The sequence below is a fragment of the Risungbinella massiliensis genome (assembly GCF_000942395.1).
Lineage (GTDB): Bacteria > Bacillota > Bacilli > Thermoactinomycetales > Thermoactinomycetaceae > Risungbinella > Risungbinella massiliensis.
The window spans coordinates 498,015-514,589 of sequence record NZ_LN812102.1 but is presented as its reverse complement, the minus strand read 5'-3'; the positions used below and the strand labels follow the sequence as shown (position 1 = coordinate 514,589).

22 protein-coding genes and 1 pseudogene are annotated in these 16,575 nt (G+C 40.3%); 15 read left to right on the top strand and 8 right to left on the bottom strand.

The window, feature by feature from the left end; translation table 11 throughout:
* Positions 1–57: 57 nt before the first annotated feature.
* Together VJ09_RS19125 and VJ09_RS02995 are read left to right on the top strand one after the other, a co-directional pair.
* A pseudogene (locus tag VJ09_RS19125) lies at positions 58–120 on the top strand (zinc ribbon domain-containing protein); the annotation flags it as partial.
* A 91-nt stretch (positions 121–211) separates the two neighbouring features.
* Complete coding sequence (locus VJ09_RS02995) at positions 212–640, top strand: hypothetical protein (RefSeq protein ID WP_147635417.1); 429 nt, start codon at positions 212–214, stop codon at positions 638–640.
* A gap of 88 nt (positions 641–728) precedes the next feature.
* Here the strand turns inward: VJ09_RS02995 and VJ09_RS02990 are convergent, their stop codons facing one another.
* The 3 genes from VJ09_RS02990 to VJ09_RS18305 form a co-directional block, all read right to left on the bottom strand.
* A complete protein-coding gene (locus tag VJ09_RS02990; protein ID WP_044640174.1) occupies positions 729–1,328 on the bottom strand; it encodes a cupin domain-containing protein in 600 nt (199 codons plus the stop codon).
* Between the two features lie 135 nt (positions 1,329–1,463).
* Positions 1,464–1,979 carry a DinB family protein gene (locus VJ09_RS02985; RefSeq protein ID WP_052807191.1) on the bottom strand — a complete coding sequence of 172 codons (516 nt, stop codon included), beginning with the start codon at positions 1,977–1,979 and terminating at the stop codon, positions 1,464–1,466.
* Positions 1,980–2,010: 31 nt separating this feature from the next.
* Positions 2,011–2,160 (bottom strand): hypothetical protein, encoded by a 150-nt coding sequence (locus VJ09_RS18305; RefSeq protein WP_154662337.1) that lies wholly within the window; start codon positions 2,158–2,160, stop codon positions 2,011–2,013.
* 303 nt (positions 2,161–2,463) lie between these two features.
* Here VJ09_RS18305 and VJ09_RS02980 point away from each other — a divergent pair, with 303 nt between their 5' ends.
* A complete protein-coding gene (locus VJ09_RS02980; RefSeq protein WP_044640173.1) occupies positions 2,464–3,024 on the top strand; it encodes a TVP38/TMEM64 family protein in 561 nt (186 codons plus the stop codon).
* Between the two features lie 110 nt (positions 3,025–3,134).
* The gene (locus VJ09_RS02975; protein ID WP_044640172.1) at positions 3,135–3,494 is read left to right on the top strand and encodes a (2Fe-2S) ferredoxin domain-containing protein; all 360 of its coding nucleotides are present in this window, start codon (positions 3,135–3,137) and stop codon (positions 3,492–3,494) included.
* A 162-nt stretch (positions 3,495–3,656) separates the two neighbouring features.
* Here the strand turns inward: VJ09_RS02975 and VJ09_RS02970 are convergent, their stop codons facing one another.
* From VJ09_RS02970 to VJ09_RS02960, 3 genes are read right to left on the bottom strand one after another with little or no spacing between them, the layout of a single operon-like run.
* The gene (locus VJ09_RS02970) at positions 3,657–3,998 is read right to left on the bottom strand and encodes a cupin domain-containing protein (RefSeq protein ID WP_044641553.1); all 342 of its coding nucleotides are present in this window, start codon (positions 3,996–3,998) and stop codon (positions 3,657–3,659) included.
* Positions 3,999–4,032: 34 nt separating this feature from the next.
* Positions 4,033–4,560 (bottom strand): HAD-IIIA family hydrolase, encoded by a 528-nt coding sequence (locus VJ09_RS02965; RefSeq protein ID WP_044640171.1) that lies wholly within the window; start codon positions 4,558–4,560, stop codon positions 4,033–4,035.
* Positions 4,561–4,576: 16 nt separating this feature from the next.
* On the bottom strand, positions 4,577–5,584 hold the full coding sequence (locus tag VJ09_RS02960; protein WP_230199083.1) for a YeiH family protein: 1,008 nt from the start codon (positions 5,582–5,584) through the stop codon (positions 4,577–4,579).
* 64 nt (positions 5,585–5,648) lie between these two features.
* Between VJ09_RS02960 and VJ09_RS02955 the strand changes: the two genes are divergently transcribed.
* Together VJ09_RS02955 and VJ09_RS02950 are read left to right on the top strand one after the other, a co-directional pair.
* Positions 5,649–6,182, top strand: a complete 534-nt coding sequence (locus VJ09_RS02955) for a dihydrofolate reductase family protein (RefSeq protein ID WP_044640170.1) — start codon at positions 5,649–5,651, stop codon at positions 6,180–6,182.
* A gap of 35 nt (positions 6,183–6,217) precedes the next feature.
* Complete coding sequence (locus tag VJ09_RS02950) at positions 6,218–7,054, top strand: MBL fold metallo-hydrolase (RefSeq protein ID WP_230199082.1); 837 nt, start codon at positions 6,218–6,220, stop codon at positions 7,052–7,054.
* 46 nt (positions 7,055–7,100) lie between these two features.
* Here the strand turns inward: VJ09_RS02950 and VJ09_RS02945 are convergent, their stop codons facing one another.
* Positions 7,101–7,307, bottom strand: coding sequence for a CDGSH iron-sulfur domain-containing protein (locus VJ09_RS02945; protein ID WP_044640169.1), 207 nt, complete (start codon positions 7,305–7,307; stop codon positions 7,101–7,103).
* Positions 7,308–7,552: 245 nt separating this feature from the next.
* Between VJ09_RS02945 and VJ09_RS02940 the strand changes: the two genes are divergently transcribed.
* From VJ09_RS02940 to argH, 4 genes are all read left to right on the top strand, one after another.
* A complete protein-coding gene (locus tag VJ09_RS02940; RefSeq protein ID WP_230199081.1) occupies positions 7,553–8,632 on the top strand; it encodes an extracellular solute-binding protein in 1,080 nt (359 codons plus the stop codon).
* Positions 8,633–8,777: 145 nt separating this feature from the next.
* Positions 8,778–9,884, top strand: coding sequence for an ABC transporter ATP-binding protein (locus VJ09_RS02935; protein WP_230199080.1), 1,107 nt, complete (start codon positions 8,778–8,780; stop codon positions 9,882–9,884).
* Positions 9,884–11,608 carry an ABC transporter permease gene (locus tag VJ09_RS02930; RefSeq protein WP_044640168.1) on the top strand — a complete coding sequence of 575 codons (1,725 nt, stop codon included), beginning with the start codon at positions 9,884–9,886 and terminating at the stop codon, positions 11,606–11,608. Before VJ09_RS02935 ends, VJ09_RS02930 begins: the two co-directional genes overlap by 1 nt.
* A 142-nt stretch (positions 11,609–11,750) precedes the next feature.
* Positions 11,751–13,271, top strand: a complete 1,521-nt coding sequence (argH, locus tag VJ09_RS02925; protein WP_230199079.1) for an argininosuccinate lyase — start codon at positions 11,751–11,753, stop codon at positions 13,269–13,271.
* Positions 13,272–13,459: 188 nt separating this feature from the next.
* Here the strand turns inward: argH and VJ09_RS02920 are convergent, their stop codons facing one another.
* Positions 13,460–13,870 (bottom strand): hypothetical protein, encoded by a 411-nt coding sequence (locus VJ09_RS02920; RefSeq protein WP_044640167.1) that lies wholly within the window; start codon positions 13,868–13,870, stop codon positions 13,460–13,462.
* Between the two features lie 375 nt (positions 13,871–14,245).
* Here VJ09_RS02920 and VJ09_RS02915 point away from each other — a divergent pair, with 375 nt between their 5' ends.
* The 5 genes from VJ09_RS02915 to VJ09_RS02905 all read left to right on the top strand — a co-directional run bounded on the left by VJ09_RS02915 (position 14,246) and on the right by VJ09_RS02905 (position 16,513).
* Positions 14,246–14,512, top strand: coding sequence for a hypothetical protein (locus VJ09_RS02915; RefSeq protein ID WP_044640166.1), 267 nt, complete (start codon positions 14,246–14,248; stop codon positions 14,510–14,512).
* A gap of 286 nt (positions 14,513–14,798) precedes the next feature.
* Positions 14,799–14,939: a helix-turn-helix domain-containing protein gene (locus VJ09_RS19120; RefSeq protein WP_407689966.1), complete on the top strand. Its 141-nt coding sequence runs from the start codon at positions 14,799–14,801 to the stop codon at positions 14,937–14,939.
* Positions 14,936–15,421, top strand: coding sequence for an RNA-guided endonuclease TnpB family protein (locus VJ09_RS18300; RefSeq protein WP_044640165.1), 486 nt, complete (start codon positions 14,936–14,938; stop codon positions 15,419–15,421). The genes VJ09_RS19120 and VJ09_RS18300 overlap by 4 nt, the downstream gene beginning before the upstream one ends.
* A complete protein-coding gene (locus VJ09_RS19115; protein ID WP_187118676.1) occupies positions 15,366–15,512 on the top strand; it encodes a zinc ribbon domain-containing protein in 147 nt (48 codons plus the stop codon). The genes VJ09_RS18300 and VJ09_RS19115 overlap by 56 nt, the downstream gene beginning before the upstream one ends.
* Before the next feature lie 320 nt (positions 15,513–15,832).
* Positions 15,833–16,513 carry a hypothetical protein gene (locus VJ09_RS02905; RefSeq protein WP_052807190.1) on the top strand — a complete coding sequence of 227 codons (681 nt, stop codon included), beginning with the start codon at positions 15,833–15,835 and terminating at the stop codon, positions 16,511–16,513.
* The last annotated feature ends 62 nt before the right edge of the window (positions 16,514–16,575 follow it).

Genomic DNA, 16,575 nt, shown 5'->3' with positions numbered 1-16,575 from the left:
CCTTGATTCATTTTTATTATTATAACATTCATATTAATATTTGAATATGAATGAAAGTGGACATGTCCTGATTGTGGTACAGAACTTGATCGGGACATAAACGCTGCTGCTAATCCATAGGCTCATAAATAGAGAGAAAAGGTTTTTTCATCTGAATATAGAATATATTGACTAGGGTAATCCATAATATTCCATTTCAGAGGGGTAAGTTATGAGAATGCCTTATGTTTTCCTCCTGATTCTGATAGCACTGGTTCTGTCAGGTTGTCAGGCCGAAGCAACTGTTCCTTTTAAGCCAAGCAAGAGAATCAACACAGCAGCTCCTGTTCAATCAATCCCAGAGGTTTATTCATTCCCATCCAAACAGATTACCTTTCAAACTCCAGCAGAGGTAGCGGCATGGAAAAGTATCTTACAAAAATCGACCTATCAACGACAGGCACCAAATCATACGAAACAAGCAGATGCCAGATTATTTATACGTGGAGAGAAAGAGACCCAGTATTATGACATCCGAATGGAGCGTGATGGTAAAAGCGGAAGTATCTCTGCTGGAGAGAAAGCTATGGATTGGTATCAGCTAAATGAAGAAACAGTGCGAGAATTGATGGCATTAGTACGTCAAAATAATGCAAAATAAACACCTGGAATTTGGTTACAGGTGTTTATTTTGCACATGTATTGGATGGATTGTATTGCTACATTTTCGTTCTGCACTCATAATCTACTTACGATAAAGAGTCATGATGCCCTTTGTATTGTTTAAAAGTATGTGTGTTGATCGCATCAGAGTGAGTTCGATAACAATCGTTAGGTGGACCAATAAACACGGATTTGCGAATGGGAGCGAGTGCTCTGGAAATGGCATCTTCATCTAAACAATATGTGTAAGCTAAAATATCGATAGGTGTCTTTCGTAAAATATCAGACCCTAAAATAACTTCTGGAGTAGGCGCATCAAATATAGCTAGCAGGTGTGTGTTATTTTTTAATGCAATTTGCCAATGCCACCACCCTTTGGGTATGTTCACAACTTGCCCTGGCGTGGCTTTATAAGTAAGAACTTTATTGGTAAATGGATTAAGGGTAGAAATGCGAGCTTTTCCTGAAATAACATACACCAACTCAGCAGCATTTTGATGATAATGTGGTTCTACAATATGTCCCTTACTCAAAAAAATATCAAGTAAGGAGACATTTTCTAGAGAGGATAGTTCTTTAACAGATAATTGATTAATATAGTTTTCTTCATTCTGTTGGAAAACAGTATTTTCATTAACATCGTAAAATAAATTGAAGCAGGGAGAAGTATAGTGTGGTTGATTCATTCTGCAGCCTTCCTTTCTTGTGAGTTATGACTCGGCTACAGAACACTATATGTACTTCTGCCTAACTTTGTTCACAACTATCATAATGGAGTTTTTCCATTATGATGTTTAAACGTGCTAAAATGTCACACACTCTTACACTATGCGTTTCTTTTGTCGCACTATTTGACCAACATGGCGAATCTCATCTTCTATTACATGAAACCAACAAAAGTAGTGATTAGATGGCTTGTTCTGCCAAAATGGAATCTCGCGGAATAGCCATGATTGATCGAGTTCTCGAAATGTTGTTAACGAGTGTTCGCGTGTATCATCTAAAATGCTTAGATAGTAAGAAAGTGGGTAACCTCGAATTTCTTTACGTGCCTTCTCTCCAAGATTTAAGGCAACTAACCATTTACTCTCTTCTTCTTTATTTAGACCCCTTCCCTCAAACGTAAGAGCTTGATAATAGACTTCCACTGCTGCCATATGGAGGAGAAGCGCTCCGATGGAGTTTCCGTCTTTTTCTACCACCATGTCCAGTTGTTCTATACTAAGTCCGTCCACTGTTCGTTTGGTACGGTCTCGTACATAATTCATCATGGAGACTAAGTGTCCGATTTCTTGGCAATAGTCTTCTTTTTTTTGTATGAGATAAAGAGAATCCAACGTATAACCCTCCTATTGATCTTGATCAGCTTTAATCAAATACGATAGCAGATACCCCAAATGCGATCACAGCCGCGATACTAGCTGCAACAAGGCTCATGATAAGTAGGGTTTTTCGTTCTTTTTTCTGTTCATCTACGGTTATGAGATCTTGAGTTGTCCAATTTTCCTTTTCGGTCATGCGGATACACCCCTTTCGTATTTATCATAACATGACTTTTCGAAAGGTTCTTATGCTTCTTAGAAGCTATTTCAAATGAAATAAAAAGTCTGTTATTTTGGAACCAGAGCACTCCGATCATCTTGATCAGACTCGCTCCATTGCAATAACAAAGATCAAAGTTCTCTCCGTTATTTACATTTTGGGCAGGTTTTATCCTAACGGAATTTCGCTGATTCCGTCACTGTTTTGCCATCTAGATCCTTGTGATTGCTTGTTGGTCTCCTGTACACTACAAAAAAATGATTAGGCTCGGAGGAAAAAGTGACGATTCATACACTCATCGATTTTTATCAATCTCTAGGCGCTTGGGCGATCTTGGTTAGCCTTGGCTTCAATATACTCTTAAATATTCTTGGCTTTCTTCCTTCTGTCTTTCTCACATTGGCAAACGTGGCTGTTTGGGGGCCTTGGTTTGGTGGAGTCCTCTCATGGGTGGCAGAAGTGATTGGCTCGGTCTGTGCCTTCGTCCTTTACCGCTTTGGACTTACTCGTGGAGGAGAGAAGCTGAAATCAGAGAAGTGGGAGAGATGGTTTATCCGTTTGCAGAGATGGTCTAATGGTAAACAGGCTTATCTTATATTCTTAGCGCGCTGTATACCTGTATTACCATCGGGAGTGGTTAATCTCTTTGGTGTTCTTGCGAAGATTCAGATCACCAGTTTTGTGTTGGGGACGGTACTTGGAAAAATACCATCCATTGCCGTAGAAGTATCCATAAGTAGTGGTCTTTTAGCAATGAATAAAGGGTGGACTCAGCTGAGTATTGTACTGGTTGTTGTGCTGATTGGATTTGTTCTGTTTCGGAAGAAGAAAGTATCCTAGACTTGATTCTTAATAAATCCAACTAAAATGATCTTTATATGAGAACAATACGATCATACGGCTCTTCGTTTCAAAACAGCCAACACAAGCGCGAATGAGAGGTGGAACGATTGTTTTCATGGGATCTATCCAAGACGAACCATCACATCTTAATCTGTAATGGAAATAGTTGTCTAAAAGAACAGGGAGAAGAGGTAACGGAGGCGATTAGGGAAGCTATATCAAGTAGAGGATTAGACGAGAAAATACATACAAGCAAAACATATTGTGATGGTCGATGTGATGATGCATGTGTGGTGATCTCATATCCCACGGGTACATGGTATCAGAAGATTACTCCCTCTGATACAAATAAACTACTGGATCATGTGCTAGATGGTGGGAAGTGGGAAAAAGTATCTCATCAGTGGCAAAATGGTGTCTTGGTTCGAAAAGAGGGAGTAGTGGTGGGGAAATCAAAATTGGAGTAGGGAAATGAATTGAGAATAACCAACTGAGAGAGTCAGTTGGTTATTCTCAGTATTACATTATAAATCTTGAATTTTCGGGGATTCCCTTTAACCAAATATAAGCGATAATCGAAAGTATGGCTACTATTATTGTGACTCTTCCTATCGTGCATGGTATAGTTATTATTTTACTAATACTCTGTCGTCTTTACTATTAGGTTGAGAGATCACGAGGAATTCAACTTCTGTTTCCGCTTCATTCAGCATTTGGTGAGGAGTTAGTGGCGGTATTTCCATTCCTTCGTTTGGATGTAATGTAAAACGTTCTCCATCCATTTCTAATACAGCAGTACCAGATACAACAAAGAAAAATTGTCGTGAATAATGATGAAAATGCCTCACTTCGGAAGTATTTGCAGGCATACGTTCATGAATAACACTTAGATCTTTATTTCTTACCAAATGCCAACCATCGCAGTTATTTCCCCATATATAATGTTCGGCGTTTTGCTTACTAATTTTCAATACCATCACAGTCCTTTTATGAATGTCCCTATTATTATTTAAGCTGAAGTAACCAGTCCACAGCATCCGGTAGATCTCTTGCCACATAATTTGGATTAATGTTTCCCCATTCTTTTGCCTGGGCTTTGCCAATTGCATCCTGTCCTGCTCCCGTTTGGACTAGAACACTTAGACATCCAGCTCGATGCGCTGCGACAATATCAGTAAAACGATCCCCTACTACAGCACAGTGCGATAGATTAAGTTGATGATCGTGTGCAGCTTGTTCGAGAAGTCCGATTGCTGGTTTACGGCAGCAGCATCCAGCTCCATGTAAATGAGGACATAGATAAAGGCCATCCAATCCAAATGCAGTTATTTCCTGCTCAAAATCGGAGACGTGTGCTTCTCTGCGTGCGATACCAGGCTGATTGGTAAAGGAAAAGACTTTTACACCACATTGTTGAAGATGAGCAATGGATGATAGTGTAAAAGAAAAGAGTTTGAATTTTCCAGGATACTCAACTTGATCGCTACCACCCATTGTTCCATCACGATCCACAAAAACTGCTTCTAATTTCATTGGACACGCCCTTTTTCTAAACTAGTAAGCCAGATAGTACAAGAAAGTAACTGAGTACAGATAACAGAATGGAGACCAAAATCAAGATCACAAATGTTTTTTTTGCTTTGACCCAAACCTCTTTTAAGTCAACATTTAAGCCAAATCCCACCATGGCGACAGAGAGCAGGAAAGTCGTAATTTGGGAGAGTATACTGTTCCATTGAGATTGGGCAAATGTCTCTCCTAGTAGATAAGTACCCACTACGCTCATCACGATGAAGCCAATCAAGAACCAAGGAAAATCTATTTTTGTGTTGGTAGTAGTTCCTGTTTTTTTGTTTCGCCAAGCAGCATAGAGGAGGCAGAGTGGTACTAGCCAAAAGACACGTCCCAATTTAGCTAGTAGCCCGATGGCAAGTGCATCACTACCACCAGGAGCAGAGGCGAGTGCCACATGGGCTAGTTCGTGCAGACTGATTCCCGTCCAAACCCCATATTGTTCGGCAGAAAGGGAAGAGAAAGAATACAAAGCGGTATAGCCTAATCCCATCACAGTGCCGAGTAACGCAATCATGCCGACGCTAGTGGCAGTCTCTTCTTCTTTTGCTTGGATGAGTGGGGAGAATGCAGCGATGGCAGCAGCTCCACAGATTCCAGTTCCGATCCCGAGCAAGAGGCTCATTTTCGGGTCTGCATTCCATTTACGTGCTAAATAGTAGGTAGTGAAAATACCAAAGAGGATGATCAATAGATCCAAAATCAACAAATGCCACCCATCTTGAAGGATCACTTGGAGATTTAATTTAAGCCCGTACAGTACAATAGCAGTACGGAGAAAATACTTACTACTAAATTGTAAACCAGCGCGACCTGTAACGGGATATCCTGCTATTTGTCGATAAGCTACTGCGATTAAGATGGAGAGTGCCAGTGGCCCAATTAACTGAAATCCGGGTAATGTAGCTAAGATAAAACTAATTGCTGCAATAAAAATGGAAATACCGATTCCAGTGAAAAAGCCAGAATGGAATGTTTTCATCATAAGTTGGATTGTTCCTTTCTTTTGAGTCGCTGATGAAATGATAACACAAAGGAGAGCGAAGAAAATGCCAAGTGAAGTGGTTTTATATATTGCTCAGACATTAGATGGATATATTGCAAGAGAAGATGGCTCCATTGATTTTTTGGAATCGATTGAAGGAGAGGGGGATAATGGTTATTCTGCGTTTTTGGAATCAATCGATACGGTTGTGATGGGACGAGATACTTATGACCAAGTTCGGTCATTTAATGTACCTTTTCCGTACCAAGGACTAGAATGCTATGTTTTTTCTCGAACCAGAAAAGGATCTGATGAGTACGTGACATATGTCGAGGGAGATGTTGGTGAGTTCATTGAAACGTTAAGAGCAAAACGAGGTAAAAAAATCTGGTTAGTTGGGGGAGCAAAGCTGATCGAAGCTTTTCAAGGAGCGAATAGTATTGATGAGTATGTAGTTGCTTCCCTACCTTATCTACTGGGAAGTGGAATTCGTCTGTTTCAACGAAAAGAACCTAGGGAGGAACGTTTGGAGCTACAGAAAGTGGAGCGTTTTGGAGAAGTGGTGTTACTGCACTATCGATCGAAAGGGTTGTATTAAGACAGTACTCTTTTCTTCATACTAAGCAGAAAGGGGTGATTTGTCTGCAATATAAACAAGAAAAACAGGAGCTACCAGGTATTGTTCCGCCACTCCCAACAGTAACTAGTGGTCAGGAGATGGAGATTAAGCCTGATGTCTATTGTCTACCAGTTCAATTTGTTAATGTCTGTTTTATTGGAGATAAAGATGGGTTTTTCTTAGTAGATGCAGGAGTTCCTCACAAAGCTCAGCAGATTTTGGATGAAGCCGAAAAACGATTTGGTGAAGGAGCCAAACCACAGGCGATTGTATTAACACATGGCCATTTTGATCATGTTGGATCTATATTGGAGCTATTGTCTAACTGGAATGTTCCTGTTCTCGTACATTCCAATGAGGTTCCTTTTTTGACTGGAAAACAGAGTTACCCTCCAGCTAATCCAGATGCAGATTCTGGTTTGATCGCCAAGTTATCTCCTCTGTTCCCACGAAGCAGTCTTAATCTAACAGGGAGATTGGAGGTCTTACCATCTAATGGTTCGATCCCAGGATTCTCCGATTGGCGAGTAATTCCCACGCCTGGGCATACTCCAGGACATATTAGCTTATATCGGGAAAATGATGGGGTGTTAATCGCTGGAGATGCGGTTACTACGGTAAAACAAGAGTCTCTCTATGAAGTAGTAACGCAACATCAAGAGTTACATGGTCCGCCTGCCTACTTCACCCCGGATTGGACAAACGCCCATAAGTCTGTACAACTTCTTGCTAGCCTAAAGCCGAAAGTAATCGTATCAGGGCATGGGGTTCCAATGTCTCAGCATGTAGCAAAGTCATTGCAACATTTAGCCGATCATTTTCAAGAGCTAGAAATACCAAAGATACATTAAAAGGTACAAAGCACAACTCTCTATGTAGAAGTTGTGCTTTGCTTCTTTATTCTGGTTGTGGAGCGCGACAAGCATCTTCAAATTTCCCTTTGTGTGCGCCATCACAGAATGGTTTCTTTTGCGAATACCCGCAGCGGCAAATCGAGACTTGAGGTTTACTTGGGTAAACATTGCCGTCTGCATCAATTATTTCAAAATCTCCCTTTACCAAAATAGAGCCATTGTCTCGGATTACTAATTTTGTTTTCTCCATACGAATTCTCCTCTTCTACATCCATTTCATTTTCAACTTAATTCATTAGTGATTCTATCAGAAATAGTAGCATTTTACTTGAAAAAAGGAACATTCTCTCTTTATGTTTCTACTCCGCGCTATTTCCAATATTCCTACTACCCTAATTCTATCTAACCTTTCTGAACTGCATGTTTACTTTGTAAAATTTATGTGAAATAATTTCGATGTAATCTATTTTTCATTTTGCTAGGAGGTTGGGTTTTTTGGGATCTAAATGGCTAAAGGCAAGCACTGTGCTAGCGATGGCAGCTGTTATTACAACAGGATGTTTGGCACAAGAAAATTCCAACGCAACACCAGAAGGCAACGGACATGGTTTGGAAAACAAGGTAGTGGTTTACTCACCACACGGAAAAGATATTGAAAATGAATTTGAAAAGCTCTTTGAGGCCAAGTATCCAGGCGTAGATGTACAAATTTTGGATATGGGTTCGCAAATGGTTCTTGATCGTGTTCGTTCTGAAAAAAATAATCCACAAGGAGACATCTGGTGGGGAGCACCTTCTGTGATGTTTGAACAAGCAAAGCGGGAAGGGCTATTGCAACCTTACACTCCAACTTATGCAAGCGCTTTACCAGAAAAATTCCGTTCCCAAGATTATTCATGGACTGGGACCAGTCAAACTCCAGAAGTCATTATGTACAATAAAGATAAAGTAAAACCAGAAGAGGCACCAAAGGATTGGGATGATCTCTTAGACCCAAAATGGAAAGATAAGATTATCATTCGTCAACCTCTCGCTTCTGGTACGATGCGGACGATCTATACATCGATGATTGATAAAGAAGCGAAAAAGAACAATAACGATGTCAATAAAGGCTATGATTGGTTGAAAAAACTTGATGCCAATACCAAAGAATATGTCTCTAGCCCAGACATTCTTTACACCAAAATGGCTCGTGGCGAAGGTTTAGTGACAGTTTGGAACATGCCAGAAGCACAAATGTTAATCAGCTTGAAAAAATATCCTCTTGCTTACAACATCCCAACGTCTGGAACTCCAATCATTACGGAAGGGATCGCCAAGATCAAAGGTGGTAAAAATCCAAAAGCTGCAGAAGCTTTCTATGAATTCGTTAACTCTCCAGAAGCTACCAAGCTCTTGGCTGAAAAGTTTAACCGAATTCCGACTCGTACTGATGTAACGGACGTCCCAGCTTGGATGAAAGAGACCAAGATTACGGAAATGCCTCTCGATTACAACTATCTACAAAGCAACGAGAAAGCTTGGATGGAATATTGGGATAAGAGGATCAAGAGCCAAAATAAAGACAAGAAATAATATGACTTTGAGAGTCTGAATAAGAGAATGACTTCTATCTCGAATTCAGATTCTCCAAAAGCGAAGGATAGCCTTGCCAACTGGATGGTCAGTCGGCAGGGCCTTCATTCCTTTGATTGCTTTAATTTGCAGGAGGTGTACGTCATTGAGTAGAGTCGATTTTGTACAAGTAGAGAAAATGTTTACGGAAAATGTTGGTGTCAAAAATATAAACTTGACCATTCAAGAGGGAGAGTTTTTTACTTTGCTTGGACCGAGTGGTTGTGGAAAAACAACTACACTTCGAATGATTGCAGGATTTTATTTTCCAACTGCAGGGAAGATTGAGTTTGATGGGAGGGATGTAACGAATGTCCCACCACATTTACGAAATACAGGAATGGTCTTTCAAAATTATGCATTATTCCCCCACATGACCGTTTTTGAGAATATTGCGTTTGGTTTAAAAGTGCGGAAATTACCTAAAGCAGAAATTAAACAAAAAGTAGAACGTGCATTAGAACAGGTACGCCTCCCAGGATATGGATCCCGGCGTATGACCCAACTCTCAGGTGGCCAACAGCAACGGATTGCACTCGCTAGAGCACTAGTGATCCAACCTAGGATTTTGTTATTAGATGAGCCGCTCAGTAACTTGGATGCACGTTTGCGTGATGAGATGCGGACAGAAATTCTCACCTTGCAACGGGAACTGGGAATCACGACTGTTTATGTTACGCATGATCAGGAAGAGGCTCTCTCGATGAGTAATCGTATTGCTGTCTTCCAAGAAGGATACTTGCAACAGATTGGAACACCACAAGAAATCTATCATACGCCATCTAATGGTTTTGTTGCATCCTTTGTTGGCGAGAGCAATCTTATTCCAATACAGGAAATCGAAAAGTCAGACGATTCTTCTACTGTAACAGCGCTAGGTCAACGTATCAGCTTACCAGAAATCTCGACAAAATATTGGGAAGGAAAAAATTCGGGAGATTGGAGGCTTTCGATTCGTCCAGAATCAGTAAAAATCTCTGCTGAAGCAGGACCTAATTCGATCCCTGGAAAGATTCGTCTTATACAATTTACAGGCTCGGTGGTTCAAGTGACAGTAGATCTGGAGCATGATAACCAAAATATAGCGGCTACAGTGTTGCTTATGAACCAAGCACATGTGGTTAGTCAGCTTCGAGAAGGCGAGAAAGTATGGCTCCATCTACCGGAAGAACATCTTCGTATACTCCCGGCTAGTTGGGGGGCTTCCGAATAATGGCCAAACAAGTATGGGCAAAAATCCGTTCTGACCGTTGGTTTACCTTTCTATTATTGTTTCCAGTAATTCTGGTGCTGTTTGCATATGTACTCTATCCAAGTATCCGGACTTTTTTCTTAAGTTTAGGTATAGCAAACCTAACGTTTGATGAACTAACAGGATCTTTTTCGTTAGGTAGCTACTTCTCCTTCTTTGGAGAAGCGACGAGCTTTGAGGCACTAAAAAATAGTGTTTTTATCTCCGTTTTGAGTGTTTTGCTGGCTGCGGTGGTAGGAGTACCTCTTGCATTCATTTTTAATCGATTCGATTTTCCTGGTCGCTCGTTCTTTTCAAGCATTGCGATCATGCCAATTGTTCTTCCTTCTCTGGTAGGGGTTCTTGCTTTCTATATCCTATATGGGGAGACAGGATTGGTGACTCGATTTATCCAAGACTTATTCCAAATGGATAGTGCTCCATTTAGTATTGGTGGTGTACCAGGGATTTTACTGGTTCATACCTACACGGAATATGTTTATTTCTATGTCACTGTTTCGGCAGCGATCCGAAATTTGAACCCAGCTTTAGAAGAAGCTGCGACTAATCTTGGAGCAAAGCCGATTACGGTCTTTTTCAAAGTAACTCTCCCAATGCTTACTCCAGCTCTTATTGCTTCTTCTCTCTTGGTTTTTATGACTTCTATGGCTTCTTTTTCCGCTCCTTTTATACTAGGAGATGGAGTTCGGGTCTTGAGTGTGGAAATCTATAATTCCAAATTAAACAATGCGTTGGAGATGGCAGCTGTACAATCGGTTATCCTTTCCGTGATCTCGATCGCATTCCTGCTGTTTATGCGTTGGTATCAAAATCGTCGAGATTATCGGATGTCAGAAAAGGGAGTCAGCGCTCAGCGCAAGGAGATACGTAATCCGTTTATTAAATGGATTTTGGTTACGATAGCAATTATAGGAGTTGTCATATTATTGTTGCCACATTTGACTCTTATTCTGTTATCATTTGTACCAGATGGTACTTGGACGATTCAACCATATCCAACAGAATTTAGTTTATTCAACTATGAGCAGCTTTTGGTTGATCCGTCCACATGGGAACCTGTCCAGAATAGTCTTTGGATGGCGACCGTTGCTACGATCGGGAACTTTTTCTTTGGGGTACTTGCTTCGTATGTTCTGGTGAAGCGGAAGTTTCGAGGTAAAAATCTAGTAGAAGTTATCGTGATGTTACCTTGGTCCTTACCCGCAACCGTCGTAGCAATCAATCTCATTTTTGCTTTTAATCAACCATCTGTTTTTACCTTTAACAACATCTTAGTAGGAACATTTTGGATCTTACCGCTTGCCTATTTTGTTCGCCATATCCCGTTAGTAGTGCGTTCTACTAGTGCAGCACTGGAGCAATTGGACGACTCGCTAGAAGAGGCAGCACAGAATCTCGGTGCTACTTGGTTTTATACGTTCCGTAAAGTAGTTCTACCGATTATTTTACCAGGGATTATGGCAGGTGCTTTACTTGCGTTTGTAACATCAGTAGGGGAGTATGTTTCCTCTGTACTTCTCTTCACCTATGACAACCGACCAATCTCCATCGAAATTGACTCATACCTAAGACAATTCAACTTAGGGCAAGCATCCGCATACGCTGTTTATCAGATCATCTTAATTGGAGCGGTGATGTTCATCTCAGAAAAATTCTTTGGAGTAAAGGCGGAAAAATCGTTATAGGAAGCAACTGTTTCCAAGCATATGGATAGGTTATAGGAGGAGTATTCCTCCTAACCTGTCCTCTGACTTTCTTCCCAACCAGTTCATCTTGTTTATGTAGTCTAAATCGCTTGAAAAACTCTCAAAAAAGAAGGGGTCTACCATGTTAAGCAACATGCTTACAAAAGAGAAATTGCTAGCTCAAGAAGGCGAACAGTTTCCAGGTAAAACCTATGTGGAAGACTTGTTAAAACCCGTCTACAACGACCAACGAGATTATCTTTTTCATACTATGTTTCAGATTCATCGGGCCCATGTCATGATGCTACTGGAACAAGAGATTCTGACAAAAGAACAAGCGCGCACGATTTTACAAGCAGTAGAGGATGTATCCCAAACAGATCCAAATACACTCTCGTATGATCCTAGTTATGAAGATCTTTTTTTCCAGATGGAGGAAAAGATTGCAGATAAGATCGGCAAAGAGTTAGCTGGGAACATGCATATCGCTAGAAGCCGGAACGACATGGGGGTCACCATGTATCGATATGTATTGCGTGAACGGCTATTACTCCTTTTGCAACATGTATTGGAATTGCGAGATGCAATATTAGAGTTTGCACAAGACCATGTAGAGACCATCATGCCTGCTTATACGCATACTCAACCAGCTCAGCCTACAACCTTGGGGCATTATTTGACAGCAGTGCATGACCTATTGGCGAGAGATACAACACGTCTGTGGAATGCTTATCGTCAAGTAAATCAAAGTCCACTTGGAGCAGCTGCTATTACAACTACGGGTTTTCCAATTGACCGTGATTCTACCAAAACCTCACTAGGTTTTGCAGGTTTAGTGGAGAATTCTTATGATGCGGTGGCAGGGGCAGACTATTTGTTAGAGACAGCAACAGCAGTGCTAGTCCTGATGTCTAACACAGGACGTTGGCTACAAGACTTCCTTCAACTATGCACGAGAGAGTTTCAAGCTTTTCGAGTTGCAGCACCTTATGTTCAAACATCCAGTATCATGCCACAAAAACGAAATCCGGTCTCCATAGAACACTCTCGGTCGATCGCCAGCTCGGCAGTAGGGGATGCTCAAGCAGCCATTACCATGATGCATAATACACCATTTGGAGATATTGTCGATACAGAAGATGATCTCCAGCCTCACCTGTACTCTGCGATGGAGAAGGCAAAGCGAGTGATGCGCTTAATGACGGTAGTGGTTCGGACGATGGAAGTGAATAGAGAACATCTTCTCAAGAAGTCAAGAGAATCCTATATCACAATCACCGAGTTATCCGATGCGCTCGTAAGGGAAAAAGGCCTTTCGTTACGTCAAGCACATAAACTCTGTGCAAATGTTGCTAGAACGGGTGTAGCCAAAGGAATGGAGCTAGATGAGTTTGAACCAGAGGTGTTTGAACGGATTGCCAGAGAGGAATTGGGAATCGATCTACAACTCAGTAGTGAAGAACTAAAAAGATATGCTGACCCTAGAACGTTTATTGAAGTCAGAAGAATCACTGGTGGTCCTAATTTTGATGAGACACGTCGAATGATTCGTGTCAGACGCTCACGATTAGAAGCCAGATGGAATGAATGCACGGCAGAGATAAGATTTTTACAAGACCAAGATCAAAAGTTAAAGAGAAAAATACAGGAACTAATCAGTTAGAAAACGCTTACATTTTAAGGGGATTCTATGTTCGGAAGTTAGAGCATAGGCTCCTCTTCTTTTATCTAAAAAAGGATATTTCGTTCATTATTAGTAGGGAGCAATTACGAAGGAAAGAGATAAACTGTGGAGATTAGGGGCAAGGCGGGTGAACTAGAGATAGATCACCCTGGCCCATGTCGGAGTAGTTATCCAGCTAGATAATAAGTTTTTGCTATGTCTGGAGTGATGTCTGCGCCATCTTGTGGATCTGGCAAAACCCTTACTAGGAATTGGTATTCCGTTGATGTAAGGAGTTTAGTGAGACAGCTACTAGGTTTTTCCTCAATTCTAGCTCGAATCTGACAGTACAGATTGGCAGCGGTGCCGAGCCATGACAAAGCCTTGGAAGAAATAGAACCATTCAATGAATTTTTTTCATGGCTAATTTGCTCCCATTTGGCACGGTTCAAGCATTGCCTAGCTTTTTTTGCTAGAAAAATAAGGTCTTCTAGTATTGGGATGTCTGGTTGATTACGTAGTTGGCGAAGTTGAGACTCCCAATTTTTTGCTGTTTTCACTAGACTCAGACACAATGATGCGATTTCTGTTTCTTCCATTATGATAGATCTCTCCTTATGGAGACAGCATGACCCAACAATCGGGTCGCTGTCTAAGATTAGCACAGGACCCGATGTCCCTTGCTTGTATCATATTATATCGAAATAGTTTTACTAAGACAAATAGAAAATTTATTGAAAATAAGAATATTGTAGTAACAAAATATCTCAACCATTATTTAGAAAGTGAAATTCTTGGATACATATGAAATATGGATGTGATCATATTTCTATTAGGAGATATCAATTCCGAAGTTAGGACTTCTATAAATCTATCACATTTATGAATCGTTCATTTTTTTGAGTATTAGTGTGGTAATACAACTTTGTATTAAGATAAAATTACAAATAATACTGTTCAAAGGAGAAGAAGTTATGTCACCGTATATTTTAATACCTATAATACTAATGGTAATATTCGTTATCTTCTGTTTCATTAAGGTGAATGAAGCAAAAAAACAAGTTAAACGTTTAAAGATTTCGTTAGAGCATGCGAATCAAGGAGACGGATCTGAACATCCGATAAATAGTGAATTACGCATACTCTTAAAAGAAGGTAAAAAAATTAAAGCCATTAAAAGGGCAAGAGAAGCATTGGGACTATCGTTAGCAGAAGCGAAAGCCTATGTTGAATCTTTATAATCTTATTTACAAAAAGGTCTTCAAATTTTGAAGTCCTTTTTGTTTACGTTAAACTATCAACAGTATAGAACAGCTTTATCTATTATAGCGGAAAATACTCCCACTTCTAAGCGTAGCGAAAGTGGGAGGTGAATCTGCGTTGGACGAGGGAGGGTTTCTACCTCTCGCAAGTCCGACCTATTTTGGTGCTTTTTCCTTCGCGAATTTCTCCATCCTCCCGAATGCCATTGGCATTATTCTAAAAATTTGTAAAATAATTTCAACTATTAAAGGGAGGTGAAACCAAATGTATAAGGCATTTCAGTTCCGGATCGATCCTACTATGGAACAGGCACGATTGATAAATCAATCAATCGGATGTAGTCGCTTTGTTTTTAACCATTTCTTAGCCAAATGGCAAGAAGCCTATCGAGAAACGAAGAAATGACTCACCTATCCTACTTGTTCTCGTTTGTTGACAAAAAAGAAAGGGAATGGTTACGAGAAGTAGATTCCACTTCTCTCCAAAACACCTTAAAGAATTTAACCGATGCTTTTCGTCGTTTTTTCCAAAAACAAAATGACCTGCCACGATGGAAAAGCAAACGGAATCCAGTACAGTCTTATACCAGTCAATGCAATTATCCTAAGAAGAGCAATCCAAGTATTGAAGTGTCGGGGAACAAAGTCAAACTTCCAAAGCTAGGCTGGGTAACGTTTGCCAAGTCTCGAGAAGTAGAAGGGAAAATCCTTTCTGCTACCATTCGTAAAAACCCTACATATTTTGTTTCCTTTTTTTGTGAGTTACACCAATGCCCTTACCATCCAGTAGACCCTGACCAAGCGATGGGGATTGATTTGGGACTGAAAGATTTTGCAGTTTGTTCCAACGGAGAAAAACCTAAATCTTCGAAGTTGGACATGCCTTGAATGCCGGATAGAACATGATCGAGACCTCAATGCTGCTCAAAATATAGTAAAAGAAGGTCTAAGACTTCTTGCTGTAGGAACTACGTTTTGAGCTTGGTGCATTTCCTATCGGTAGATGGGATTACCCAAGAATCCCCTACCTCTTAGCATTAGCGTAGGTGAGGGAGCGTTCAAGAAAGTAGGTTTCTGGTCAAGACAAACTCAAAGTTACGATCATGAAGAGAAAAAATGTATTGAGTCCATCCCTTAAGCGATAAGCTCAGAATCAAAAAGAGGTTTGATCTAGAGGAGAATTGGCAATATAGTTGTTGAAATCCTTTTTTTCACTTAAAATAAATGGCAACAAACAAAAATAAGGTTTATATGCTGAAAGAAAGTACCAAATTTTAAATTTATGACAGGAGAGTCGAATTGGACGCAGACCCTTTACCGAGTAACTCAATTGAACAGCTACTAAGTCAAGTTGAAGTGGAGTCATTCTCGGACAATCGTATTGCAAAGATCAAAAAATCCCCATCCCAGTTGGAAGTGATCGGAAAAGGAACCGATGCGATCGTCTTCCGACATCGATCAGAAGCAGATGCAGTTTATAAAGTTTTTGGAACTTCGTCTCTAGCAAAATTGGAACAAGAAGTAAATGCTTATCGATTACTAGGAGATTCTCCGTTTTTTCCGAAGTTGTTAGGAGTTGGGGAGAAATACTTAAAACTTTCCTATGAAGAAGGGCCAACACTGTATCAATGCTTGGCAGAGGGGAAGATCATTTCCCCACATATAGTGGAAGAAGTAGATCATGCAATTGCGTATGCAAGAAAAAAGGGATTAAACCCACGAGATATTCACCTGAAAAACATCATATTGCAAAATGATCATGCTAAATTACTTGATATCTCCGAGTATGTACTACCAGGAGATGACCTCCGATGGGATCATATAAAACAAGGTTACAAACTTTATTACCCATATATTCAGGGTCGTAGGGTGCCGGTCTTTATGATCGAATTCGTTAAAAACCTTTATTTTCGTATGAAAGAAGATCTAGACTCTTTTTTTGGGAAATTAGAAAGTTGGTTAGAAAAGTCAGGCTTTTAGCCATGGTTTTGCCATATGCATAAATGATGTTTTGTGATTTTAGATAAAAAACAGCCTGGCTA